Source organism: Reyranella sp. (genome assembly GCF_004297405.1).
Classification (GTDB): domain Bacteria; phylum Pseudomonadota; class Alphaproteobacteria; order Reyranellales; family Reyranellaceae; genus Reyranella.
Map to the genome: position 1 here is coordinate 1 of NZ_SCVC01000002.1, position 23995 is coordinate 23995.

Consider the following 23995-nt stretch of genomic DNA (forward strand, 5'->3'; position numbering starts at 1 on the left):
CGCACCAGAGCGTCCTTCACAGCGTTCGCACGGCGCAGCGACAGCGCCATGTTGTACTGCTCCGAGCCCGACGTATCGGTGTGGCCCGTCGCCGTGATCCGCGCGTTGCCCTTGGTCTTGAAGGCCTGGGCAGCCTGCTTGATCGTGTTCAGAGCCTGGGCCGACAGGTTCGAGCGGTCCCAGTCGAAGAACACCATGTACGACGGCGGCGCAACGACCGGAGCGGCCGGCGGCGGCGGCGGCGGGGTCACGCCGAACTTCCAGGTGATGCCGGCCAGCGCCAGGATGTTCTGGTTCTGGTAGCTGACGTTGCCGAACGGGGTGTTCACGCTCGGGTTCGTCGTGCCGAAGTACCGGCCCTGAACCTGGAAGCGCATCGACTCGCTGATGTTGTAGGCGACGCCGACGATCGCCTGGTAGGCGAACTGGGTGCTGCCCAGCGAGGCATTGCTGTCGACGAAAGCGACACCGGCACCGACGCCGACGAACGGCGTGATGGTCGAGGTCGGCATGAAGTCATACAGCACGTTGGCCATCGCGGAGAGCTGGCCGACCTTGCCGGTGATCGCGGTGCCGGGGATGTTGACGTTGGTCGGCAGCTGGCCGTAGCCCACTTCGACTTCAACGCGCGGGCCGACGAAGTCATAGCCGATCTGGCCGCCGAGGGCGAAACCGGTCGAGGTCGAGGCGTTGCTGTTGGAGCCGATGCCCCAAGCAAGGCCGCCACCGGCGCCGACATAGATGCCCGGCTGGGCGTTGATCTGCGCCTGGGCTGCCACGGGCAGTGCGGCGAGCGACGCGGCGGCCAGGAAAACCTTGGTCATTTTCACGGTTGTATCTCCCGATTGACGTACGGCGTAATGGAGCGGCTGAACTCGGGATCGATAATAAGGATTTTCCTGCCTTTGTTTAGCCCTTTGCTGCACAGGAAATCATCTCTGTAAGGTTGTGTGGCATCGAGGCCACACAGAGATGCCTCATTTTACTCAAATTTGGCTGGGAATTGCCTCCCTCAAGTAAATCCTTCCACTCCCCTAGAGCAAACCCTATCGCTCCTTCGCACGCGTCAAAAAGGAGGATGTCCGGCGAAAGTGGCATTCATCTTTTTCGCAGCCTATACAGGCCACGATTGATGGGAGGAGTTCGCCCTCTTTCTTCTCTCACATAAATCCCGGCGGCCCAGTTTCGGCAGCCGGCGCAGGTTGTTGATCGTATGCTTCTGGATTTGCACCCCCACCATCTCGCCACCTGGTCCCGCATGACTCTGGAATCCGCCATCCGCAGGCGCGTCCAGACCGCCTATCTCGGCGATGGCGTGGTGCTTGCCCGCGTGCTGGGCCGGCACAAGATGTTCCTGCGCAGCGCCGACCGCGGCTTCGCCTGCCACGTCATGCTCGATGGCTACTGGGAGATGTGGTTGACGCAGTTCCTGGCGACCCGCGTGCAACCCGGCATGACCGTGATCGATGTCGGCGCCAACTTCGGCTACTACACGCTGCTGATGGGCGAGGCGGTCGGTGCCACTGGCCGCGTCCTCGCCGTGGAACCGAACCCGGAGGCGGCGTCCCTGTTGCAGGAATCGGTGAACCTGTCCGGCCACGGCGCGCGGACCCGGCTGGTGCCTCACGCGCTCGGCGCCAGCGCCGGCCGCGCCTGGCTCTACGCTCCTCACGGAGAGCCCAAGAACGCCAGCCTGGTTGGCCAGCCGGACCTGCCCGGCGGCACGACCGTCGAGGTAGCCACCGTCACCCTCGACGAGGTGGCGCTCGGCTATCCCAAGGTCGATCTGGTGAAGATCGATGCCGAGGGCGGCGAGCAGGGCATCGTCGCCGGCATGCAGCAGCTCATCGCCCGCGACCGGCCACTCATCGTGCTCGAGTTCAACGCCGCCCGTTATGCCGAGCCGGAGGCTTTCCTCGACAGCCTGCTGGCCCATTATGGAGACGCTCGGGAACTCAACCTCCACGGCGACGTTGTCCCCCTCGACCGCATCTCAGTACTCGATCGGACTACCTACGAGGACCGGCTGTTGGTGTTCGAATGACCGATCTGCTTGCCCGGTCCAATATCCCACCTCTTGCCGCCTCCGGTGCCGATAAAACTGCATCCAAGGCAGCCGACGCAACGCGCGGCACAATCCTCTACGAGGCGCACAATCTCACCTTCAAAGGCGGCACCGGAATCGCCACGTATGCCCGCGCGCTGGCCCAGGCCGCCGGCCGCCTGGGCTACGCGGTCGACGGCCTGTTCGGCGTCGAGCGCGGCCTATCGCGCGGCCAGGACGCCCTGAACGAGATCCTGGCCTTCGACGCCATCGACGACAACGAATGGCTCTCGCCCTTCCAGGTCGCCTGGCGCACGCTCAACTACCCGTTCAATGCCCTGGGCGGTATGCGGCCGGTCGAGCTGCCGCGCAGTGGCCTAGTAACTGGCCCGATCGCCGACGCCCTGCGCCCCTTCCGGCGCGCCTATGCCTCGACACGGCTGATCGACGTCAGCATGATGCATTTCAAACTCTATGGTCGGGCGGCCTCCGTCAAAGTGCCGGAGCGGCCATCGATCTTCCATGCGACGCACCCTGTGCCGCTCGCCGTGCGCGGCTGCCCCAACGTCTACACCATCCATGACCTGGTGCCGCTGCGGCTGCCCTACACCACGCTCGACAACAAGAAATACTTCTACCGCCTGCTGACCTCCCTCGCCCGCACCGCCGACCACATCGTAACAGTGTCGGAGCATTCCCGTCGCGACATCGTCGAGTTTCTCGGCATCGACGAAAACCGCGTGACCAACACCTATCAGGCGGTCGACATCCCGACCCATCTGCTGGACCGCACCGACGGGGAAGTGGCCGACGATCTCGCCAAGCTGTTCGGCCTCGACTTCGGCGGCTACTTCCTCTTCTACGGCGCCATCGAGCCCAAGAAGAACGTCTCGCGCCTGGTCGACGCCTATGCCGCCTCGGGCAGCAAGCTGCCCCTGATCATCGCCGGCGGCAGCGGCTGGCAGAACCGCGCCGACCTGCGCAAGATCCGCGACGAGCGCTTCACCAACTTCCGCATCGACGGCAACGTTGTGCGCCGCGAGCGGCAAGTGCGGCGGCTCGAGTTTCTACCGCACGATCAGCTTGTGACTCTCATCCGGGGTGCGCGGGCTCTTCTCTTTCCATCAATCTACGAAGGGTTTGGCCTGCCGGTGATCGAGGCGATGGCATTGGGGACACCTGTCCTCACTTCAAATGCATCCTCATTGCCTGAAGTGGCAGGTGAATCGGCATTGATTGTCGATCCCTACTCGATCGATGACATCATGCGCGGCATCATTGCCATAGAGGCCGATGCCGATCTTCGAAATGAATTGCAGCAACGCGGCCGCGTTCAGGCCCAACAATTCTCTCCGGATCCATATGAAGCGCGGCTCAACCAACTCTACGAAAGGTTGCGCTAGAAGTTTTTGGTCGACTTCGCTACGAAACTGCGTCGCCCTCTGATTGAGGTCAGATGGCAGGTCAATGTCCGAAGGGGTTCAGAATGTTGACGAGCACCCAGCAGGGACTGATGAGAAGCGCACGTTCTTTTATGCAGCGCGTTCAAAGACCTAATGACACGAGAAACCTTTGCTGCAATCGGCGACCGCTGCATCCAGGGGTCATCGGTTTTTACTCCTGACACTCCGTTGGTTCACGAGGTTATCGGCCATACGACTGGCGTGCTCATCAAAGCGCAGCAGTTTAGGAAGCAGACGACCGATTGGAGTCGTTTCGGCAAGGCTACGCTCACCAACCGGGCCAACAGCATGATAGATGAAGAATTGAAGAGAGACGTGCAATGGCACAACTAAACGGCCATGATGCTTTGCGCACTACATTTCGTGCTCGCGCGCCGCTGCGTTTAGGGTTGGCAGGTGGCGGCACGGATCTTTCCCCTTATTGCGAGGACTATGGTGGCGCCGTGCTTAACTGCACGATCGACAAATATGCCTATGCTTTCATCTCGGGCCGCGATGACAGCAACGTCGTCTTCCGTGCAGTTGATTTGGGCATCGAGGAAACTTTTCCTGTTGGTGCCGTCGCTAACAGCAAGCTTGCGCTTCATGCTGGGGTCTATCGCCACTTCGTGTATGAATTCTGCAACGGGATTCCTTTTCCGGCGACCATCACGACGAACGTGGACGCCCCCGCCGGTTCAGGACTAGGTTCGTCTTCAGCTCTGGTTGTCGCACTTGTCGACGTCCTACGCGCATACCTGAAAGTGCCGCTCGGCCCTTATGATGTTGCGCACTTGGCTTTCGTCATAGAACGCATCGACCTTGGTTTTGCAGGCGGAAAACAAGACCAATACGCCGCGGCCTTCGGTGGTGTGAATTTCATTGAATTCTTGGCAGGAGATCGGGTGATCGTGAATCCGCTCCGAATGCCGGATACGATCCTGAATGAGATCGAGACCTCCATTGTCGTATGCTTTTCGGGCCAATCTAGAGAATCAGCGACCATTATCGACAATCAGACGGCAGGGATGAAGTCAGGTACGCCTCGAACGATCGATGCACTCCACCAGTTGAAAGCCGATGCTATTGAAATGAAGCGGGCGCTCCTGCAAGGCAAAGTCGACGAGATGGCGACAATTCTCAATCGTTCGTGGATCTCAAAGAAGGCCACTGCCAGCGCTGTAACGAATGCGCACCTCGACTCGCTCTACGAGATTGGCCGTACATCTGGCGCATTGGGCGGCAAGGTATCCGGTGCCGGTGGCGGTGGCTACATGATGTTCATCGTGCCACCTGAGGAGCGATATCGCCTTGTCACAGCATTGAACCAAGCAGGAGCGCAAGCAAGCCCCGTCAAGCTAACAGATATGGGTTGCGAAACCTGGCATGCAAGACGCGAGGGTTAGCGGGAGAAGACGCGGCGCGATTGGATTGGGTTAGATTGGCTGAGGCACGAAACAAATGCTCACGCAGGCAATGATTCTCTGTGGCGGCTTGGGTACGCGCCTTGGCTCCCTGACGGCGGCGACGCCGAAACCTTTGTTGAAAGTGGGTTCACGCCCTTTCTTGGACGTACTGCTATTCGAACTGGGCCGTCATGGCTTTAAGGATGTTGTTCTACTAGCGTCGTTTCAGGCCGATCAGGTCGCGGATTATGTTCGCGACAATCCCGTCGCAAAGCGATTTGGACTGAAGCTCTCTGTCGTTGTCGAAAGAGAACCAGCGGGGACCGGAGGAGGCCTCTATAACGCTCGGCATATCGCAGCGGAAAACTTTCTTCTGATAAACGGCGACTCGTGGATCGATATGAATCTGCTGGTCGCCGCAACTATCGCAAGTACAAAGCCCGAAGCAATCGCCTCACTGGCGCTGCGCCATCTGGAGAATCCAAATCGTTATGGAACTGTACTCGTCGAAAACGGAAGGATTATCTCTTTTGCGGAGCGTTCGCCGAACGCGAAGCAGGCTCTGATAAGTGCCGGTGTGTATTTTTTTCGACATGAGATCTTCTCGCAGCTCTCGGAGAAATGCTCTCTCGAAGCGGACATCTTACCGGCACTTTGCCAGACGCATACTGTCGCCGCGACGATCCACTCTGGCTTTTTCATCGATATCGGTATTCCGACCTCCTACGAATTTGCGCAGAGACAAGTTCCCCTTCAAATGTGCCGACCTGCTGTATTCTTGGATCGCGACGGCGTACTCAATTTCGACGACGGCTATGTTGGGCAGGTTGAGCGTTTTCGATGGATGCCTGGCGCCAAAGAAGCTGTGCGCGCGCTCAATGATGCGGGCTACTTCGTTTTCCTTGTAACGAATCAAGCCGGCGTAGCACACGGCTACTATTCTGAAGCCGCAGTCGCCGAATTGCATGGATGGATGCAAGAGGAACTGAGAAAGCACGGCGCCCATCTCGATGATATTCGCTATTGCCCTTTTCATCCGCAGGGTAGAATCGACGCCTATCGAAGCAACTCGAATTGGCGCAAGCCGGCCAGCGGCATGATCTTGGATCTCTGTAAATCGTGGAATGTGGACGTTCCTAAGAGTCACATTATCGGAGACAAGCTATCTGATGTGGAAGCAGGACGAGGAGCAGGCCTGAAGGCTCACCTCTTCAAGGGTGGTGACCTGTGGAAGTTTATTAGGGAAGCGAAGATCATCTAGCTGCACTGCTGTGACTCCAGTCTTTTCTGGCTCTATCTCCTCATAGCTTCGCCACTTATAGTAACGCTAAAGGGACTCCAACCGACTAAACTTTTGGCTTTTTAGGAAGAGCAGGCCCTACGGCTTCCATCTGCCGAACCGCTCCCGTAACCCCAATGCTAGGATCCACTTCATGCGTAATTGACGAGCTCGCAGAGACAGGGATCGTTAAGAGTTGACAAAGGACTTGGTTTCAATGACTGACATTCGATTGACGAAGAAGGGCTCTGGTCTACTCGCGCTTTGGCGCAGGCGTCAGCGTTCACGCGACAAGTTGTCGGTCCTGTTTGCAGAAGCGGACGCAGCGCGTGATCGAAAAGACTGGCCGAGCGCGGCCACCAAGTATCGACAGATTGTAGACCTTTTCCCCACCGAGGTTGGTGCCGCCGTACAGCTCGGCCATGCATACAAGGAAATGGGAAGCTACGAAGCCGCCAGCATTGCATATAGGGCTGTCGAAGAAATCACGCCAACAGACGACGATCTTCATCTTCAAATTGGGCATTTGCACAAGCTGCTAGGGAACTTTTCGCTAGCAGCTTCTTCCTACCATCGGGCGCTCGTGCTTAATCCCAAGAACGCACACGCCGTGTTAGAGTTTGAGGCCATCCGAGTTCACTGGAGGGAGCCCAAGGCAACGAACGGTCGCGCCGAGATCGACGACGCTCTTGTTGCAGGTAGAAAACCCGCAGAGCTTCGCCGACTTGGCGACAAGGCGCGCGACGGCAAGGCCTGGAGACAAGCTGGAGCTTACTATAAGGGTTATCTTCAGTCGAAGCCGAAGGACGCCGGGATTTGGGTCCAATTCGGTCATTGCTTAAAGGAGAGCGGTGACCTGATCGGTGGCGAGAAAGCCTATCGAAAGGCTCTCCAAATAGTCCCGGAAGATTCCGATCTTCACTTGCAACTGGGACATGTTCTCAAACTTCAGGATCGTCTACGTGAAGCAGCTGACGCTTATCGCCGATCCTTTATTTTAAGGTCAGCGCTAGGGTCTGCTGATGAATTGCGTCGTCTTTCGCCATACGAGAAGCTGGACGAACTAGTACGAGCGCCTACTCTGGAAAGTCCGTGTCTATATATCGACGTTAGCGATTTGCTCGATGCTATGACGGAGGCGACAGAGATCTCTGACATTCCACAAATTCAAGTGGGAATTTTGGAGCTATTAACCCGACAGAGCGGATCGCCCCCCCTCCCAAGGGCAACTTTTCGACGACACGAACTTCTTTGGACCTTGCCGAAAGATGGGTTGCTGACGCTGGTAAAAGTCTTTGTCGATGGAAATGGGGATCTCGACTATCAGCGACGCGTGGTGAATTCTACGCGAGAGAGCTCAATTCTTTCGCTTCCCCGCGCGGGCGACATCTATGTTGCGACAGGATCTCTACATCAAATCCCCAAGCCCGGCGTTTTCTTCGACCGATTAAAGCAATCGGGCGTGCGATTGGGTATTCTTGCGCATGACTTTGTTCCACTTACCCATCAGGAACTAAACGACCCCGCGTTCACAATGCAATTTGCATCGGCGACCGCAGAGGCATTTGCTCAAGTTGATTTTGTCATAGCCAACTCCGATCACACGGCAGCGGAAACCAAACGACTCCGTCGGAGAGGGAACTTTCCAGACATTCCAATTCGAGCAGTTCCTCTCGCCCATTCATTCAAGTATCCAGTTTCGTCGGCTCACGAGAAAGCCAGCGAAACCCTCGATACGCTAGAGGGACGCGAGTTTGTCCTATGCGTTGGTTCAATATGCGCGCAAAAGAACCAGGAGCTTCTCGTCAATGTATGGCGGACTCTCCTTGACACTGGCGTCGACGTCCCGGTTCTCGTGTTAGCTGGTCGCAAAGGTCACGACATAGATCGAATGATGCGGCTTCTTCGCCAAACCGACGATTTAAATGGCCATGTTCTTATTGCTGAGGAACCGTCCGCCGAAGAGATTGACGGTCTCTATGATAGTTGTCTCTTCACTATATTTCCCTCCCATGCCGAAGGATGGGCACTACCAGTAGGCGAAAGTCTATCGAGAGGGAAATTCTGCGTCGCCTCGGAAACGACGTCGATGGCACAGGTCGGCACGGACTTCGTAATTTATATTGATCCCTGCAGCGTGCGCTCAACAGCGGAAACTCTACGGCGGTTGATCCTCGACCGCGATGAAGTACGTCGGCGAGAGCAGAAGATACGAGAGTCATTTAAGCCACGATCATTGAGTGATTTCGCAGCTGACTTCTTACGGAGCATCGCCACGCTCGAACAAGCTGACGAGCCGAAGCAACTCTATGCGCCAGCGAACAGGGCACTTCGGCCACAAGTTCGTGAGCGAGAATGGTCTTGGGGAGACGCACTTCCACCGTTCGAGCTGCAGGCAGAATCAACTGCGAGCAACTTGATGCTTGCTCGTGGGTGGTGTGAGCCGGAAGACTGGGGAGCGTGGATCGATGGCCAGAGCGCCGACATTCGGCTCCGCGTCGATACCTCTCACCGCCAGACTTTCCGCGTGGTTCTACAGTTTTGGCCAACCCCCTGGATAGAGCATAATACGTTAACTGTCCGCTCGTCGTGCGGTGCTGAGACGACGATTGTTGTGCCAGGAAACAACTTTACCGAGTCAACGTGGCCACCTGGTCGTCATCGCGAAATCATCTGCAAGAAGTTCCTCGTTTCGCTGGATTGCCGGGCCGATGAAAGAGGATACATCGCGCTTTCATTGAAACTCGGTGGACATCTTGCCAAACCTTGGTGGGGAGAATCCCGTTCGATTTATGTCAGCCTGATACAGCTGATCTATCGCGCAATCGATGACGAGCGATTAGCGGTGGAACAGTCGGAGCTCGTAGGTGTGTCCAGTGTCGATCCAAGATTCGCCGCCAACCGGTGCGAGCTTGGCCAGAGCGCCCTAGACTTTACCCTATCGAGGAAGCATGTCGCTTTGGGATGCGGCTGGCGTACAATTAATCAAGGAGCGACGTGGGTTGTCGATTCCGAGGGAAGATTCTGCCTTAGAACGCGCTTGCAGCAAGGTGCTAAAGCAAGTTTAGCCGCGAAGATCCACAATGCATCCAGTCGGTATGATGCTCTCGTCCAAATTCGATCGACATGTGGTGTTATGTCGAGGGAGGTTGCGCTGGCGAGCGGAGCAACTTTGGCACTGCGGATACCCCACTGTACTGTTGGTGAAGGCGGAGTAGTTGAACTCGATTTGCTCGTAGACAAAGCGACGAGTGCCTCAAGGCATTTCGTTGAACGCCAGAGAGGTACGCCGAACATCGAGCTCCAAGGGGTGGCCTACGTCGCAAGTGATACTCAGGAAGCTAGACTGGCGCTGGCTGAAGCTCTGGCATTTAAAGGCGATGCAGGCGACGATATCGAAGTTACTCGAAATCTTGTTACTCGGGACTTTCGGTTTGTTATCGCGGGTCACATTAAGGGCAGTTACAGCCTTGCTGCAGTCAATCGGCAGCTTGCGCTTTCGATAGACAAGGCACTGCCTGGCGCGGTGCGTATCCTACAAGTGGAAGACGAAAAGCCGGTTCGGCAGCTGGTAGGTATCCCAACGGCTGAAAGAGCGAACATCGTTGCGCTCGCAGCACGCCGTCCTAGGCGAGGCAAACGTGAGATCGTCATTTCACAACACTGGCCATATTGGATCCCAGACAATTCGGCTGATTTGAAGATCGCCGTCGTGCCTTGGGAGGAAAGTCTCGTCCCGGATGGTCTAGTCCAGACGTTGAACGAGCAATTCGATTGCGTGTTTGTCCATACCACCTTTGTTGAAAAGGCTCTGATTGATTCGGGCGTTGTGATTCCCGTCAAGTGCATTGGCATGCCACTCAATCTTGAGCCCTTCTTCAAGATAGGCGACGAGCGTGAAGTTAGAAGGCCTACGGGCAGTCAATCAAGAGACGCGTTTACCTTCCTCCATGTCTCATCTTGCTTTCCAAGAAAGGGCGTGGATGTTCTGCTAAAAGCATACGCGGAAGAATTTTCGGCTTCCGATAACGTAAGGTTGATCATCAAGACGTTCCCTAACCCACATAACAATGTTGAGGAGCAAATTGCTGGCTTGCGCGCTTCCAAGCCAGAGATGGCGGAAATTCAGCTTGTCAACGAAGATCTTGCCTTTCCTGCACTGGCGCGTCTCTACATGAACAGCGACGCCATGGTGTTGCCGGCACGCGGAGAAGGTTTCAACTTGGGCGCTGCCGAGGCGCTTGCTGCAGGGCTAGCACTGATCGTGACGGGATGGGGCGCGCATCTCGACTTCGCGAACGCGAGCAATGCGCGTCTGATTGACTTCTCTCTCGCGAAGTCAGATGCGCATGTCAGCGCACCATGGTCAGTGTGGGCGGAACCGAGTGTCGACGACTTGCGGCAGGCGATGCGAGAAACCTTTGGCGCGCGGAATTCGCCGGCTAGCAGGACTCGGATTGCCAACGGGAGAGAGACCGCCAAGGGGCTGGTTGAAGGGAATCCAACAGCGCCGCGCATCATCGAAGGCGCACTGGACGTAGCTCTTCGCGACGTCGTCGAGGCGCCAAAGATTGCGTGGATTTCCACATGGAGAGTTCGTTGCGGAATTGCCACCCACTCGCACCTTATGCTCGAGCACGTGCCAGAAGCCCATTCTAGAATCGAAATTCTTTGCGATGACCGGACCGAGCCAAAGGATTTTCGAACCGCGAACATGCCCAGTGCACGTGCAACGTGGAGGATCTACGATCCTGCGAATGTCGAGAACTGGGCACGTGAGATAGAGGCCTTACAAGTTGATGTAGTCGTCATCCAACATCATCCCGGTCTCATAGGGTACGATAGTCTTGTGGATCTTCTCAGGGATCGCCGTGTTTCACGGCGCAACACAGTCGTTGAGCTTCATAACGTTCGCGAACTGATTGAATGGGGGGATTCGCGACGAGCGGACGTTATCAAGGGGCTTGCAGAAGCCTCGAGGCTCCTTGTGCACAGTATTCATGATCTCAATCTCATGAAGCAGATGGGTCTTGTGAACAACGTTACCTTGCTGCCTGTCGGTGCGACAGGGCACGAACGGACAGTTCCGGTGCCGAGAACACTGGCAAAAGACAGCGCCCCACTTCTCGGAACCTACGGATTCTTTTTTGCCCACAAGGGTTTTGACATCTTGTTGCGGGCATTTGCTCAAGTGAAAAGACAATGGCCGCACGCACGTCTGCGGTTCGTCACAGCACAATTCCCATCAACGGCTTCGGCTGACGAGATTCAAAGATGCAAGGACCTTGCGGACGGTTTGGGCGTCGCCGACTCTGTCGAATGGCATACCGATTTTCTGGAAGACGAAAATTCGCTACACCTTCTATCCGCATGCGACGCGATAATTCTTCCCTATAAGGAAACTAAAGAGTCAGCGAGTGGAGCAGTGCGAGTAGCAATCGCAAGTCGTGTTCCGGTGATGGTTACGCCTATTGGAATTTTCGATGATGTTGGTAGGGCAGTATCGCGATTCGCTAGCCATGGCGCAGATGAAATAGCAAGCAGCATCATCGATCTATTACGCGACTCAGCGCGAAGAGCTGAACAGCAGCAACGCACTTCGGAATGGTTGAGTGAAAATAGCTGGAAGCGTTCGGCTAAGCGACTTCTCGCGATCACCCAAGCGCTGGCGATAAATGACTAAGAATCTTTGGGTATCGAATGGGTAGATTTGACGGTTGGAGTGATCATGCCTAGGATTCTTAATCTACAGCTTGATCTTTTGAGATGTCGGCATCTACGAATCTCCGTCTCCGTCAGTCGCGGGCTGCTGCACTGGAGGCAGCAGAGGAAGCGTTCACATTCCGCTCCGAGAAGAAGCCCCCTCTTCTCGCATTCTATTCTTCAATGGACCAGTTGCCTCAAAATGTGGGAAATGCTTGCCATCTTCAGTGGCAACTATCGCTCGTTCTGCCCCTCTCCCCGTTAATCGCCTGGCACCACCAATTAGATCCTTCGAACATCGCAGGCCTGATACCTGAAGCACGCGAGCGGCCGAGTAGCGTGATTGGCAACAGTGTTCTAGTGAAGGCTGTAGGCTAAAGATTCGACGGTAGTACGAATACGACCTAGGACAGATTTGTCGCCTGGACGTGCAGGTTCCGGCTGATCCACGGAAAAACTCTAAGCAAGGACAAGGTCCAGAGCCGAGAGCGTCAATCCAACTTGAGAAATAGCGCCAATGCCGAGGAGAGAAATGCTAGATCCCAATCGACCGGTCGGAACGGAATCGAGAAAGAGCTACGCTGAAAAGCTTCGGAGTGGCTTCATCGACCAATACCTCTCTGGAGGGTCGATCCTGGAAGTTGGGTTTAAAGGATACTATGGAGATGTAGTACCCATCGTCCAGCAAGCGATCGGTATCGATGTCGACTATCCAAACTACGATGGCGTACGCCTTCCATTCAATGATGAATCGCAGGATGCTGTCTATTCGAGCCATACACTGGAGCATATCGAAGACTCTATTGGTGCGCTTCGAGAGTGGTTTCGTGTTCTAAAGTCAGGCGGATATCTCGTGATCGCCGTACCGCATCAATTTTTGTATGAGAAAAAACTCAAGCTGCCTCCACGCTTCAACTACGATCACAAGCGCTACTACACGCCTGCTAGTTTATTGCAGGAAGTAGAAGCGGCGTTTGAGCCAAATACTTATCGCATTCGTCATTTCAAAGATAACGATACCGGCTATGACTACACACGCAAACAGGATGAAGAGCCTAGTGGATGCTTTGAAATCGAGCTGGTGCTACAGAAAATCCAGGGACCGACATGGTTTTTGGGCTCGACTGTTTATCCAGCGGCGGATTTTAACACGCTACTCGGGCGAACGAATCCGATCCAGATAGTTACCGATTTCTCAGTCACCGATGCCTACGTGATTTATGGGCCCTACATTCACATACCGCCAGGGGTATACGAAGCCTGTTTTCATATCAAAACAGAGGGATTGTCAGAAGAAAGTCTCAGTTCGTCATTGGCCTTGGAGGTGGCCGAAACAGCTATTGCAATTGCTTCGGTTGAACTGCTGGGAAGGGAAGGGGCAAAAGCTCTCAGAACTGAGATGATAAAGGTACCTTTCACGAGTAAGTCCCATACTTCTTTTTTTGAATTTCGAATGTTGACGCGTGGTCGCCCATTCAATGGAACGATGACGTTCTTGGGGGTGACTTTGCGTCGGTTACAATAGTTTCTCTTGCGATCGTACATCGTTTGGGTGAATTGATTTTCTCCAATTGACCTGCTCCCGAAAAACTCTGACGTAGTAAGGTTGAGTCCGTTCGAGGAGAACGGACATGAAGCGGAATCGGTTTAGAGACGAGCAGATCATCAGGATCCTGCGGCAGCACGAGGCGGGAGCGAAGCCAGCGGATCTGTGCTGCAGCATGGGATTTGCGGCGCGACGCTTTACAATTGATGCCGCCGTTATGGCGGCCTGCAGGTGTCGGGCGCTAAGCGCCTGCGGTCCCTGGAAGAAGAGAATCGCAAGCTGAAGAAGCTGCGGGCTGAGGCGATGCTTAACAATACGGCGTTGAAGGATATCGCCTCGGGAAGGTTCTGAGGCCCGCGTTTCGGCGTCGGTCAGTGGATCACGTGCAACGGGTCTACCGATTGAGCCAGCGCCGGGCTTGCGGGGGCTAATTGGGATGGATGTGAGCCACTACCGGTACCGCTCGCGCCAGGCCGACGATGGCCTCTTACGCGAACGGCTACGAGCCTTGGCTGGACTCCGCCGACGGTTCGGCTATCGGCGTTTGGGGTGGCTGCTGGAGCGCGAAGATAAGCCTAAAGAAGAAGGTCTATCGGCTGTACCGAAAGGAAGGCCTGTCGGTGAAGCGGCGGCGCAGCCGATGCCGCAACATCGGCGCTCGTACGCCGATCGCCGCGCCGCAAGCGTTGAACCAGCGCTGGCCCTTGGACTTCGTGAGCGATCAGCTCGCCAATAGTCGCCAGTTCCGCCTGCTCAACGTGATCGATGGCTTCAACAGTGGGTGCCTGGCGACCGTTCCCGACCTCTGTCTGTTGGGGCTGCGCGTCATCTGGGAGCTCAAGGCCATCATGGCCTGGCGCGGCAAGCCGGCAATGATCGTGTCGGACAATGGCACCGAACTGACTTGCAATGCTGTTCTTCGCCGGGCGGCCGATCATTGGATCGAATGGCACTACATCGCGCTCGGCCACCCCAAGCAGAACGCGTTCGTCGAAAGCTTCAACGGCCGCCAGCATGACGAATGCCTCAACGAGCATGTCTTCACCACCCTGGCCGACGCTCGGTGGGTCGTCGAAGCCTGGCGCATCGACTACAATACGATAAGGCCGTACGGTCGGTTGGGCAGGTTGCCTCTGGCGGTGTTCGGCGCTACGCGCAGCCCCTCCAGAGCGACGGAGCAGGACGTTGCGCTCGATCCAGGGGCTTCGCGCCCCGCCCCGTCGCACCACTAACGAGAGCAAAAGCGGAACAGACTCAAGCTGCTGATGCAAGAGATACAGGGAGCAGGTCAAGACGCTTAAGCGGCAAGCTGCACCACTGGCGCACCACGTGGCGCTCCTCGGCCAAACCGCCTCGATCCGATAGGAGCTCGGCAATCCACGGCAGCGAACGGCGGGGAGCCCGGCGTTGCCAGCTCGTAGAACTTGCGACGCACATGACTCCAGCAGAAGACGAGCGGCGCGTCGCCCCGCGTCGTCATACCGACCTCTCCGCTAACCAGGCTGCTCTTCCTCTGGAGTTTTGCCATCGGCTCTTCAGGAACTAGTCCGCAACGCCACAAAACTACGAATTCCAAGGTCAGCTCTATTAGGGACAGCAACCTCTAGAGGGTTGTTGGGATTGGGGATGTTGAAACTCGCCTCAATATCAAAGCCGCACCGACGTACAATTCTATGAAAAGCAGCTTCCGTCAGAAACCAATAATTAGTTGGATCACTATTGTCTTGTGCATCCAAGAGCCACGCAACAGGATCAGCATCTACTTTCACTCGGAGGTCGGGGAGATGGGTAATGACCCAGGTGCCCAACAGCACTCGTTTAGAAATGCGAGCTAGACTTTCAACAAAGCTATAGGGGTTTTTAAGATGATAGAGCAGACCAAAACAAATGACTAAATCGAAACGAAACTCATTCGAAAAGTCGGTTGAAACATCTGTGATCAAAGAATCTTTCACATCACCAATAGTGAACGGTTTATCAACTGAAAGATCGGCTACCGCCACGCGCAAGCCCAGCTCTTCAGAGAAGCGTTTTGCAACGTACGGCGCACGGTCATGCTTGAAGGTGTAGTCGATCGCAGTAGTATCAAATCCGCTGGCTGCGAACGTTAAAGCCAGCTCACCGTTAGCGCATCCGATATCACAGACGGTCTTGATGGCATTGCTTTCTAGGTCTGAAATGAATCCCGACTTTTGAAATAACGAAAACATAAGATCCAGATTGGAACCAAGCGTGTCGTAGGGATATATTTGTCCTCCCCCTGCTACAAAAGGACTTTCCGCAGATATCTTTTCGTAGGCAGCCTTTCGCGCGTCCATAATTTTTCTTGCTTCGACAAGAAGGGTTTCTTTCACAGTCGCCATTTTATTTATTCCCCATTTTCTAGAGCCGAATGCAAAAGGGTTCGGCACGCTAAATTACTTCCGAATGTAGGACATGGAGGAGGTAACTCCGTCTAGTTCTGTCATGGTGATTTTGCAACCAACGCCAAGCAGAATGAGGACGAAGATGCTTCTGCGGCAGATGCTACCCAACCTGTGGGGTCGCCTTCAAGGCGATCTTTTTTCTGTGGCTCAAGCAAGAAGTCGGCCCGTCGCGGGACAGCCGTCGCCGGCTGATCATGGTATTGGAAGTCGGACGGATCGAGGCTGCCGCTGTCGAATCGTCATGCGCTGGCGCACCCCTTTGTTGCCGAGAGCATACACGGTCTCTCGCAGAACCAAGATACTTGTCGCGTGGCTTGCCGTCGATCTGACGCTGCGCCGGCCGTGCGGTAAGGAGCAGCGGAGCAAGATGCCAAACAAAGCGACCTGCTCGCATTCCTTTGCCGAGTTTGCCACCGGCCAACTACCAGTTCGGGTGCACTAAGCGCTGATCGAGCGTAGTCATGTCAATCGGCTGGTTGGCCCTATCGCGTGCGACGCCACCGCCATCGAAGCACGCGAAAAGCCAGTGAAGCCTCAGCCTTGTGCGCCACAGCCCCGCGCGCACCGGGACGCCGCCCGACAAGTTCCCCGCCAGAAGCTCAACCCTAAATATCAATCGGTGATCCTGACCTAGTCAGCCGGATTGAATTGCTGGTTGGTGAAGTAACCATTGTCGGCGCTGCCCCGATACGCACCAATTCACGATGGGTCTTCACACAAGCCGCAGCGAGACACTTCGTTTGTTGTTCGGAAAGGTGTGGTCGAATCGCGATGAGAGCATTGCTATACTTCTGCTAAACAACGAAGTACCATAGCGCTTAGCCAGTGATAAAGTTGTCACCGCGGGTGTGGACTTGGCCGGCAAGCGGTGCACCTGACATGCGGAATGACTTCGACGACGGCCTGGCGTCGCTGCCACAAGTAATGCTGAACAAGGCTCCGTTCCACGGACACCTCATTGTGGCCCGTGTCCCCCCCGAAGTCATCTGTCGAGGTATTGGGGTAGGGCGATACTTGCAAGCAAGAGATTGTAAAGCAATCCTTCATTGAACATGTTTGATGGACTTCGCCTTAGTTTAGTCGAACATGAGCACGAATACGCTGAACCGAGCGCAGCGCCCAAAACGACAGTCCGAAAGCACATACCGTAAAATAGCCGAGGCTGTAGTGACTGACGATCGCGTCGCCGAAGTATCCAGCCCGGAAAACTTCATAACAATGCACCAGCGGGTGGTACATGATCACGTTCTGTGCCCAATGCGGAAGCCAGTCGACGAGAAAGAATGCCCCCGAGATCGGAATGTTCAGATACTGGAGGGGCTGCACGAATCGCTCGGCCACTTCGTGGCGCTCCGTCCAGCAGGCGAGTAGCGCGCCGAAGGCAACGCCAATCCAGGCCATCATAAGCCAGCCGAGGATGACGAGGTCCAGACGTTTAAGGCCACCGGCCAAGCCTGACGTGACGAGAAACAGGTAAATGACCAACAAAGCCGCAGTGGTGCCGACGATCTCCAGAGATTGTCGCGAAAGCACGAGATCGAGAAGGCTCACGCGACGGTGATAGATCATGCTGACGTTGTTGCGAAACATCCCTATGACCGGTCCGGTAAGATGCCGCCAGAGCGTAAGCGGCATGTAGCCTGTCAGCACAAGCTCGACGACCTTGATACCTTCCTTGCCGTGACCGCCGAGGATCGACCAGATGAACATGACGCCGACACACAAGATCATCGGCTCCAGAATGACCCAGACAAAGCCGATATTGTCACGGCCATAGCGCATCATGAGGTCGCGCACGAGTAGTGCATGCATCGTGCGCCCCTGAATGCGCCAGCCGCTCGACGACCGACTAGTGTCTGGCGCCATGCTCGCGGATCCCCGTAAAGACCAGCCAGGCAATCAAGACCAGGAGCAAATTGGCCCCCAAGACAGTCAAGACACTGCGCAACCGCTTCGGCTGGGTCGAATAGTCGGCCAGATTCGGTTCGACGATGCTCTCGAGGTACAGAAGCTGCTTGGCGGCTTCCGCCTTCGCGCGCACCAGATCGGCCTCGTTGGTGCCCAACATTTTGTTGGCGAATTCGCGCTCGAGCACGAGGCGCTCGTAAGTGGCGATCCGGTCGGCCAGGCCATCCGAGCTGCGCGCCACCCGCGCGCGCTCAGAGGCGATCTGCTCGTCGAGCGCGATCGCCTTGCGCTCCAGAATCGGAATCTGCGGCCCGGTCGACGCATTCATCCGTGCTTCGGCGATCTGGGCACGGGTCGAGGCCAGCTCTCCTGACAGTTTCGCGATGAGTTCGGCCAGGGCCACGGCATTGCTCGTCGGATCGATCAGGAGTTCCTTGTTTCTGAAGGCCGTCAAGGTGGCCTGCGCGGCGATGACCCGGTTCTGCGCCTCCATCACTTCCGCTTCGGCCCGCCCCACGGCGTCGCGCAGAAGCCGCTCGTTGAGGCGATTGACCAGCCCCTCGCCCGCCTGCAGGAGCGTGTCGGCGATCTTCTTGGCGTTCTCCGCCGAGAAAGCCCGCACTTTCAGCGTCGATATCCCCGTCTTGTCGGTGTGCACGACCGACACCATGGTCTGGAAGTACTTGTAAAATCGTTCCTCGCGCAGGCCATAGAGCAGCGACGGATAGCCGGCGATGAAATCAAGCGGGTCGGTCCTGAACATGTCGCGCAATGGCAGGTGCTTCTGAAGGTCGCGCACGGCGTCGCGCGACAGCATGAAATCCTCGACGATGAAGGAATCGTCCTGGGATCGCTGCAGGCCGAGCTGCACCAGAAACGACAGGCCGCCCAGGCTGTCCGGGCGCTGGGCCGAGCGGACCACGAACTTGGCCTCCGATTCGTACTGATCCGAGGCCATGAAGAAGAAGTAGATGACCGACAGCAGGGTTGGCAGGAACAGAACGAGCCAAGCTCGCCGCCGCACCCATGGAGGCAACGCGGCCTGCGAGAGCCGACGCCGGATCTTGCCGAGGGTTTGGCCTGCAGTCTCCGTGAGTGGACCGGCGCCGGTAGGCGAGGGAAATCGGGACAGCATGCCGGGGCACTATAATCGGGCCCTTTCCGTCGCGATACGGGCCAGCCGCGATACAGGGTCGCCCTGCGGTCGGTTTGCGCGTGCCCGGCCCCAACTTCGGCCATCGACTTCCGAGGCGTCCTGAGCCATATCTTTCCTGAACAGGTCCCCTTCCGCCCTCCTCATGCCCGACGCGACGGAATTTGCTACCTATGCTCGCCTGCTGCGCCTGACGCCGGTCTCCGACGTCCAGTTGGCGCCGACCACCCTTGCCGTCGAAACACCGAACCCGGCGACGCGGCCCAGGCGGCGGTTAAAGCTCGAAGGCATCGTCTCCTTCCTGCTGCTGGTTGCCTTACCGACCTGCCTGGCCGTCACCTACTTCGCCTTTTTTGCTGCCGATCGCTACGAATCGGAGGCTCGCTTCATTCTCCGCTCGCCTGGCCGTACCATCTCCGCCCAGCTGCCCAATCTCCTCCAGGCCGCCGGCATCGCCCGGGCCAGCGACGACGGCTACATCGTGCAGGAGTTCCTGCAGTCGCGCGACGCCCTGGAGGTGTTGGAGAAGAACGCCGACCTGAAGGCTGCCTATGCTGCCGGCGGTCACGACTTCCTCTGGAAATTCCCCAACTTCTTCACGTCGAGGACGGAAGAGGGCCTCTACTGGCACTATCAGCGCATGATGTCGGCTGAGTTCGACAATACCACCGGCGTCAGCACCCTGAAAATGCAGGCTTTCGCTCCGGAAGCGGCACAACGGCTGGCGGCGGCGCTGCTGGTCTCCGCCGAAGGCCTGGTCAACCGCCTCAACGAGCGGGCACGACAGGACGCGATCAAGGTAGCCGACAGCGAGGTGGAGCGCATGAAGGCGCGGGCGCTGGCCGCGCAGGCGGCGTTGACGGCTTTCCGCGAGCGGGAACGCCTGGTCGATCCGAGCCAGGTGACGCTCGCCGTACTGGAAACCATCGCCCGACTCTCGGTCGAGGCGGCCACCCTCAGCGTGCAGATCGCGGAACTGGAGAAGACCTCGCGCAACAGCCCGCAGATCGCGCCGCTGCGCAGCCGCCGCGGCGCGATCGAGGCGCAGATTGCCACCGAACGCCATCGTCTGGCCGGCGACGCGCAGGCCATTGCGCCGCGGATCGCCGAATACGAGCGGCTGATGCTGGAGCGCGAGTTCGCGGCCAAGGCGCTGATCGCCGCGATGACGGCCCTGGAAACGGCAAAGATCGAGGCGCAGCGCCAGCAAGTCTATCTGGAGAAGGTCGCCACCCCGGCGCGGCAGGACTATCCTACCTACCCTTGGCGCGTTGTCTGGTGCCTCGTCACCTTGGTTGCCGGCTACATGACTTGGCGGATGTGGCGCATCCTGGTCAAGGATGCCGCGGACCATGCAAAGCCTTAACACTGCGGCGCCCGACCGCAAGCGCGCCCATGGCGGCTTGGCCGACACGGGCAGTGCCGACCGGTATGTCGAAGCCGTCGACATCGTGAAGGTTTTCGAGGGCGATCACGGTATCGTGCGCGCCCTGAACGGCATCTCGTTCCGCGTCGGCGCCGGCGAGCGGATCGGAATCCTCGGTGCCAACGGTTCGGGCAAGTCGACCTTGATCCGCATCCTGGCCGGCGTGCTGCAGCCGACCTCGGGCGAGGTCCGGCGTGGCCTTAGCCTGTCTTGGCCGCTGGCGCTGGGCGGCGGCTTCGAGGGTGAGCTCACCGGCTACGACAATGTGCGATTCCTCGCCCGGCTCTATGGCCTGCCGTTCCGCGAGACGTTCGACTATGTCGCCGATTTCTCGGAACTGGGCCGACACATGTACATGCCGGTGCGGTTCTACTCCGACGGCATGCGCATGCGGCTGGCTTTTGCGCTGTCCTTGGCGATGAACTTCGAATGCTATCTGATCGACGAGGTCATCCTGGTCGGCGATCGGCGCTTCCAGCTGAAGTGCCGTGACGAGCTATTCAGCAAGCGCAGTGCCTGCGGCATGATCATGGCCGTGCACGATGCGGGCACGATCAAGGAATTTTGCCAGAGCGCCCTAATCTTGAAGGGCGGCCGGGGGCGGGTGCTGAGGGACCTCTCGCTGGCCGAACGCATCTACGGGGCTTTGTAAACGACGTCGCGGACGAGCGTTCCGTTCATTCCCCAGTCGACGACGATTGCTCCAGCCGGATCTCGATCAACGACACCAGCCCCTCCAGGGCCGAATCTTGGCTGACCAGGCGAAATTCCACGGGATGGAAGGGATCGGTCACCTCGAACGCGAGATCAAGGGTGAAGATGCCGCCCTGTTTCACCTCGAAGAAGCCGCGGGTGATACCGGCATCGGTGTCGGCCTCCAGGATGAAAGGCATGCTGCCGATATCCGCGCTAAAGCCGAGATAGGCCGTCGCCCGCCAGCGGCCGCTGGGCAGTGGCATGTAGGGCCCATAAGCGAGGATGCGCCCTCTTCCGGCAACCTCCACTGCCGCCGGCAGGAATTCGCCCGGCGCATCGCCGTAGAGGAAGCAGTCGCGCGACCATGCCACCACGATCAAGGTCGGAGGTCCGGCCGCGGCGAGGAGCGGCGCGAGGTAGGTCCGCAGAAGCGATGGTGACGGCGGTGGTGCCGAGGGCGCGGCAGCCTCGGCCGGAACCGGCTCGGCGAGCGCCAGGAGGTCAGAGGAGGGCTCTCCAAGTATCTCGGCCACCAGCCGAGGCCATTCTGCCGTTTCTGCCGGGCGCAAGAGTAACGTCCGTGGGATGCGACGCGCCAGTTCAAGGGCCAGGATGGCCTTCTGCGCCTCGTGGCGCACGGCATCGATAGATACATCGGCCCGTGCGCCTTCGTTCGCAAAGGGTGCCTGCGGCGCCAGGACGAGGACGTCTGTCGGCGCGACGGCGAGCGCTGCGAGGACATCGCGTGGCGTCCCTCCGTCCACGACGACGATCTCCGGCTTTGCCGCCGAGGCGGCCGAGATCTTGTCAAGAAAGGCGTGCGCCCACGCCCCCGCCGCCCCGTTGCTCAAAAGGAAAATCTTCATACCGCGCGCGGGCTCTCCGATGGCATCGCGTGTAGTATCGGTTCGGACGGCATCGCGACAAAGGCTTATTGCGCCTCGCCCGCTTTCGACGCGGGAGTTGCCGTCGCCTATGGAGGCGTCGAGCCTACGCTTATCGAGCGCCTGCGTCCTTGTCAGAATCGTCCACCCCCTTCTACCTCCACGGAACCCGCCCAGATGCACTACTGGGAAAGCGAAGGTCATCGCGGTCTCCGAGGAGGCGCTGGCCCTGGATCCGAAGGCCTCCGTCTTCGTCGATCGCGTCCAGAGGCTGAAGGCCCTCGAGCGCCCCTCCGAGCCTCCGCCGTCCGCAGCGCTCTCTCTCGGCGCACGGCTGCAAAAGTCGCTCAAACTCGGCGCGTCGAAGGCATAGCCTCCCGCCCTCCCCGAGGCCTGTCGCCTACTTCACCTCGTCGAGGCGAAACACCGTCAGTTGCTTCACGGCCATCCCCAAGCCCACCCCAGCATAGAGGCGCAGTTCAAATCGGTCGGTCGCCTGCAGCAAATGGTGAGAAATTCGGATCAGGCCGCGCTGCAATTCCCACTCGAAGCACCGGCGCAGGTAGAAATCGCGATGACCGCCCGCCCGCGTGAGGTCGACGGTCACCATGCCCGAGCCGCGGGCCTCCAGGTCGAAAGACAACTCGAAGCGGAAGAGGCCCGGTGGCAGCGAAATGTGTGGCCCAAAAAGAATCCGGCGCCCGTGGTCGGGTATCCCAGAGATACGCAGTAGGTTCTTATCGCGCGTGCCGTATTCGGATTGCAGCCGTGGATCCGAGCCGGCAATAACCAGCGGCGCGAACGAGTCGTCGAGACGGTCGCGTTGCAAGCCGGCCCCTTCCATTGGCTACCGCGCCACCGCCGCCACCGCCACCACCGTCGCAGCCGCGCCGACGAAGCCGATCAGCACGTTGATCACCTTCTGCATCTCCGCCGCCGGCGCGGTGGAGACGAAAAGGATGTCCTTATTGCGAATTGGGAAGCGTCGCGCCATGAAGAAGCCGTTGGGGTCGCGCATGTTGACGCGATAGATCACTGGCACCTGAGGAAGCCCCCCCGGGTCGGGGCGACGGAAGCCGAGCTGATCATACTCTTCCGGTCGTTCGTAGCGAATGACGAAAACTCCACCCGGATCAGCACGTGTGTCACTGAGACCGCCGGCCCGGGCGATGGCCTGGTCGAGCGTGATTCCGATCGAGTCGAACGGCACCACAGAGTTCTGCCCTGTCGCACCTGCAGAGGTGAAAGTCTGCGGCTCCTTGGCAACACTGATGACATCGCCCGGCCGTACGAAGACATTTTCCGCCGGGCTGATGAGAAGCGCCTGCATGGGTATCCGCACAGACTGGGGACCACGTACCAAGGTCACGAACGTCTCGTGCGCCGCCGCCCTAGTGCCACCTGCACTCGCCACCACGTCGAGGATGCGATCGCCACGGGTTGTAAGCGGCACACGCGCACCGCCCGTCACCTCACCCACCACAGTGACGGTGTTGGCAATGTTCTTGGTCACGGTCACTAACGCCTGCGGCTCGATGGCCTTGCCCGTCAGGGCCGTAACAACAGCCTGTTCGACCTGCTGCGGCGTGCGGCCCCTGACCTGGACACGGCCGGCATAGGGAACGGTAATCGCACCATCCGGCCCTACCACCTGCTCGGGGATCGTCGCCGTGCGCGAGCCCGACCCGGTCATCTGGGCATTAGTAGGAGCAGAGAACAGCCCGCCGGATGCCGCCTCCCAGATCGTCACCTGGACATAGTCGCCCTGGCCGATCGCCTGGGTGGCCACCGCTCCCTGCTTGCCGAAAGTCCCCTGCAGGGAAACGGCCGACCAACTCTCCATCTTGGCGACGACATTGGGATCGACATCGATCAGGGCAAAGCGGGTTTCGCCCGTCGACGTGGGCTTCGAGGCCGCGGTGACCTCGCCCGCGGTCGGGCCGGCGCCCGGCAGGCCGGAGCAGGATGTCAATGACGTCACCGCCATGGACGCTGATACGACCAAGCCTACGCCCTTGCGAAGGACACGCGCGTAAACTGCGTGCCCCGATACTATCGCCGATGCCCCGAGGCCCGATGCGT

At 58.1% G+C, this 23995-nt stretch carries 16 protein-coding genes and 1 pseudogene; 10 read left to right on the forward strand and 7 right to left on the reverse strand.

Annotation, left to right across the window (positions count from 1 at the left end):
• Positions 1 to 824 (reverse strand): OmpA family protein (locus EPO50_RS00125; RefSeq protein ID WP_296340610.1); only part of this gene is annotated, 824 nt, incomplete at its 3' end.
• A gap of 434 nt (positions 825 to 1258) precedes the next feature.
• Between EPO50_RS00125 and EPO50_RS00130 the strand changes: the two genes are divergently transcribed.
• The 8 genes and pseudogenes from EPO50_RS00130 (at position 1259) to EPO50_RS00165 (ending at position 14652) form a co-directional block, all read left to right on the forward strand.
• Positions 1259 to 2044, forward strand: a complete 786-nt coding sequence (locus EPO50_RS00130) for an FkbM family methyltransferase (RefSeq protein ID WP_296340611.1) — start codon at positions 1259 to 1261, stop codon at positions 2042 to 2044.
• Positions 2041 to 3447 carry a glycosyltransferase family 1 protein gene (locus EPO50_RS00135; RefSeq protein WP_296340612.1) on the forward strand — a complete coding sequence of 469 codons (1407 nt, stop codon included), beginning with the start codon at positions 2041 to 2043 and terminating at the stop codon, positions 3445 to 3447. Before EPO50_RS00130 ends, EPO50_RS00135 begins: the two co-directional genes overlap by 4 nt.
• A 153-nt stretch (positions 3448 to 3600) precedes the next feature.
• The gene (locus EPO50_RS00140; RefSeq protein ID WP_296340613.1) at positions 3601 to 3840 is read left to right on the forward strand and encodes a hypothetical protein; all 240 of its coding nucleotides are present in this window, start codon (positions 3601 to 3603) and stop codon (positions 3838 to 3840) included.
• Positions 3828 to 4892 (forward strand): GHMP kinase, encoded by a 1065-nt coding sequence (locus tag EPO50_RS00145; protein WP_296340614.1) that lies wholly within the window; start codon positions 3828 to 3830, stop codon positions 4890 to 4892. The genes EPO50_RS00140 and EPO50_RS00145 overlap by 13 nt, the downstream gene beginning before the upstream one ends.
• Positions 4893 to 4947: 55 nt before the next feature.
• Positions 4948 to 6153, forward strand: coding sequence for an HAD-IIIA family hydrolase (locus tag EPO50_RS00150; RefSeq protein ID WP_296340615.1), 1206 nt, complete (start codon positions 4948 to 4950; stop codon positions 6151 to 6153).
• A 235-nt stretch (positions 6154 to 6388) separates the two neighbouring features.
• Positions 6389 to 11854: a glycosyltransferase gene (locus EPO50_RS00155; RefSeq protein ID WP_296340616.1), complete on the forward strand. Its 5466-nt coding sequence runs from the start codon at positions 6389 to 6391 to the stop codon at positions 11852 to 11854.
• A 552-nt stretch (positions 11855 to 12406) separates the two neighbouring features.
• Positions 12407 to 13399: a class I SAM-dependent methyltransferase gene (locus tag EPO50_RS00160; RefSeq protein WP_296340617.1), complete on the forward strand. Its 993-nt coding sequence runs from the start codon at positions 12407 to 12409 to the stop codon at positions 13397 to 13399.
• A gap of 106 nt (positions 13400 to 13505) precedes the next feature.
• A pseudogene (locus EPO50_RS00165) lies at positions 13506 to 14652 on the forward strand (IS3 family transposase).
• A gap of 303 nt (positions 14653 to 14955) precedes the next feature.
• On the opposite strand, the gene EPO50_RS00170 reads toward EPO50_RS00165, so the two are convergent.
• The 3 genes from EPO50_RS00170 to EPO50_RS00180 form a co-directional block, all read right to left on the reverse strand.
• Positions 14956 to 15783, reverse strand: coding sequence for a methyltransferase domain-containing protein (locus EPO50_RS00170; protein ID WP_296340618.1), 828 nt, complete (start codon positions 15781 to 15783; stop codon positions 14956 to 14958).
• A 1134-nt stretch (positions 15784 to 16917) separates the two neighbouring features.
• On the reverse strand, positions 16918 to 17712 hold the full coding sequence (locus tag EPO50_RS00175) for an ABC transporter permease (RefSeq protein ID WP_296340619.1): 795 nt from the start codon (positions 17710 to 17712) through the stop codon (positions 16918 to 16920).
• Positions 17696 to 18676 (reverse strand): capsule biosynthesis protein, encoded by a 981-nt coding sequence (locus EPO50_RS00180; protein ID WP_296340620.1) that lies wholly within the window; start codon positions 18674 to 18676, stop codon positions 17696 to 17698. The genes EPO50_RS00175 and EPO50_RS00180 overlap by 17 nt, the downstream gene beginning before the upstream one ends.
• Before the next feature lie 376 nt (positions 18677 to 19052).
• On the opposite strand from EPO50_RS00180, the gene EPO50_RS00185 reads away from it, so the two are divergent.
• Positions 19053 to 20273, forward strand: a complete 1221-nt coding sequence (locus tag EPO50_RS00185; RefSeq protein WP_296340621.1) for a capsule biosynthesis protein — start codon at positions 19053 to 19055, stop codon at positions 20271 to 20273.
• Positions 20260 to 20985 (forward strand): ABC transporter ATP-binding protein, encoded by a 726-nt coding sequence (locus EPO50_RS00190; RefSeq protein WP_296340622.1) that lies wholly within the window; start codon positions 20260 to 20262, stop codon positions 20983 to 20985. Before EPO50_RS00185 ends, EPO50_RS00190 begins: the two co-directional genes overlap by 14 nt.
• A 25-nt stretch (positions 20986 to 21010) precedes the next feature.
• Here the strand turns inward: EPO50_RS00190 and EPO50_RS00195 are convergent, their stop codons facing one another.
• The 3 genes from EPO50_RS00195 to EPO50_RS00205 form a co-directional block, all read right to left on the reverse strand.
• Positions 21011 to 22117 (reverse strand): hypothetical protein, encoded by a 1107-nt coding sequence (locus EPO50_RS00195; RefSeq protein ID WP_296340623.1) that lies wholly within the window; start codon positions 22115 to 22117, stop codon positions 21011 to 21013.
• Positions 22118 to 22313: 196 nt separating this feature from the next.
• Positions 22314 to 22742, reverse strand: a complete 429-nt coding sequence (locus tag EPO50_RS00200; RefSeq protein WP_296340624.1) for a hypothetical protein — start codon at positions 22740 to 22742, stop codon at positions 22314 to 22316.
• Positions 22743 to 22760: 18 nt separating this feature from the next.
• Positions 22761 to 23900: a polysaccharide biosynthesis/export family protein gene (locus EPO50_RS00205; RefSeq protein WP_296340625.1), complete on the reverse strand. Its 1140-nt coding sequence runs from the start codon at positions 23898 to 23900 to the stop codon at positions 22761 to 22763.
• Between the last annotated feature and the right edge of the window lie 95 nt (positions 23901 to 23995).

Excerpts from the sequence above, each read along its gene's own strand:
- EPO50_RS00130 (WP_296340611.1), top strand. The coding sequence starts at position 1,259 with ATGACTCTGGAATCCGCCATCCGCAGGCGCGTCCAGACCGCCTATCTC.
- EPO50_RS00135 (WP_296340612.1), top strand. The coding sequence starts at position 2,041 with ATGACCGATCTGCTTGCCCGGTCCAATATCCCACCTCTTGCCGCCTCC.
- EPO50_RS00140 (WP_296340613.1), top strand. The coding sequence starts at position 3,601 with ATGACACGAGAAACCTTTGCTGCAATCGGCGACCGCTGCATCCAGGGG.
- EPO50_RS00145 (WP_296340614.1), top strand. The coding sequence starts at position 3,828 with ATGGCACAACTAAACGGCCATGATGCTTTGCGCACTACATTTCGTGCT.
- EPO50_RS00150 (WP_296340615.1), top strand. The coding sequence starts at position 4,948 with ATGCTCACGCAGGCAATGATTCTCTGTGGCGGCTTGGGTACGCGCCTT.
- EPO50_RS00155 (WP_296340616.1), top strand. The coding sequence starts at position 6,389 with ATGACTGACATTCGATTGACGAAGAAGGGCTCTGGTCTACTCGCGCTT.
- EPO50_RS00160 (WP_296340617.1), top strand. The coding sequence starts at position 12,407 with ATGCTAGATCCCAATCGACCGGTCGGAACGGAATCGAGAAAGAGCTAC.
- EPO50_RS00170 (WP_296340618.1), bottom strand. The coding sequence starts at position 15,783 with ATGGCGACTGTGAAAGAAACCCTTCTTGTCGAAGCAAGAAAAATTATG.
- EPO50_RS00175 (WP_296340619.1), bottom strand. The coding sequence starts at position 17,712 with ATGGCGCCAGACACTAGTCGGTCGTCGAGCGGCTGGCGCATTCAGGGG.
- EPO50_RS00185 (WP_296340621.1), top strand. The coding sequence starts at position 19,053 with ATGCCCGACGCGACGGAATTTGCTACCTATGCTCGCCTGCTGCGCCTG.
- EPO50_RS00190 (WP_296340622.1), top strand. The coding sequence starts at position 20,260 with ATGCAAAGCCTTAACACTGCGGCGCCCGACCGCAAGCGCGCCCATGGC.
- EPO50_RS00195 (WP_296340623.1), bottom strand. The coding sequence starts at position 22,117 with ATGACCTTCGCTTTCCCAGTAGTGCATCTGGGCGGGTTCCGTGGAGGT.
- EPO50_RS00205 (WP_296340625.1), bottom strand. The coding sequence starts at position 23,900 with ATGGCGGTGACGTCATTGACATCCTGCTCCGGCCTGCCGGGCGCCGGC.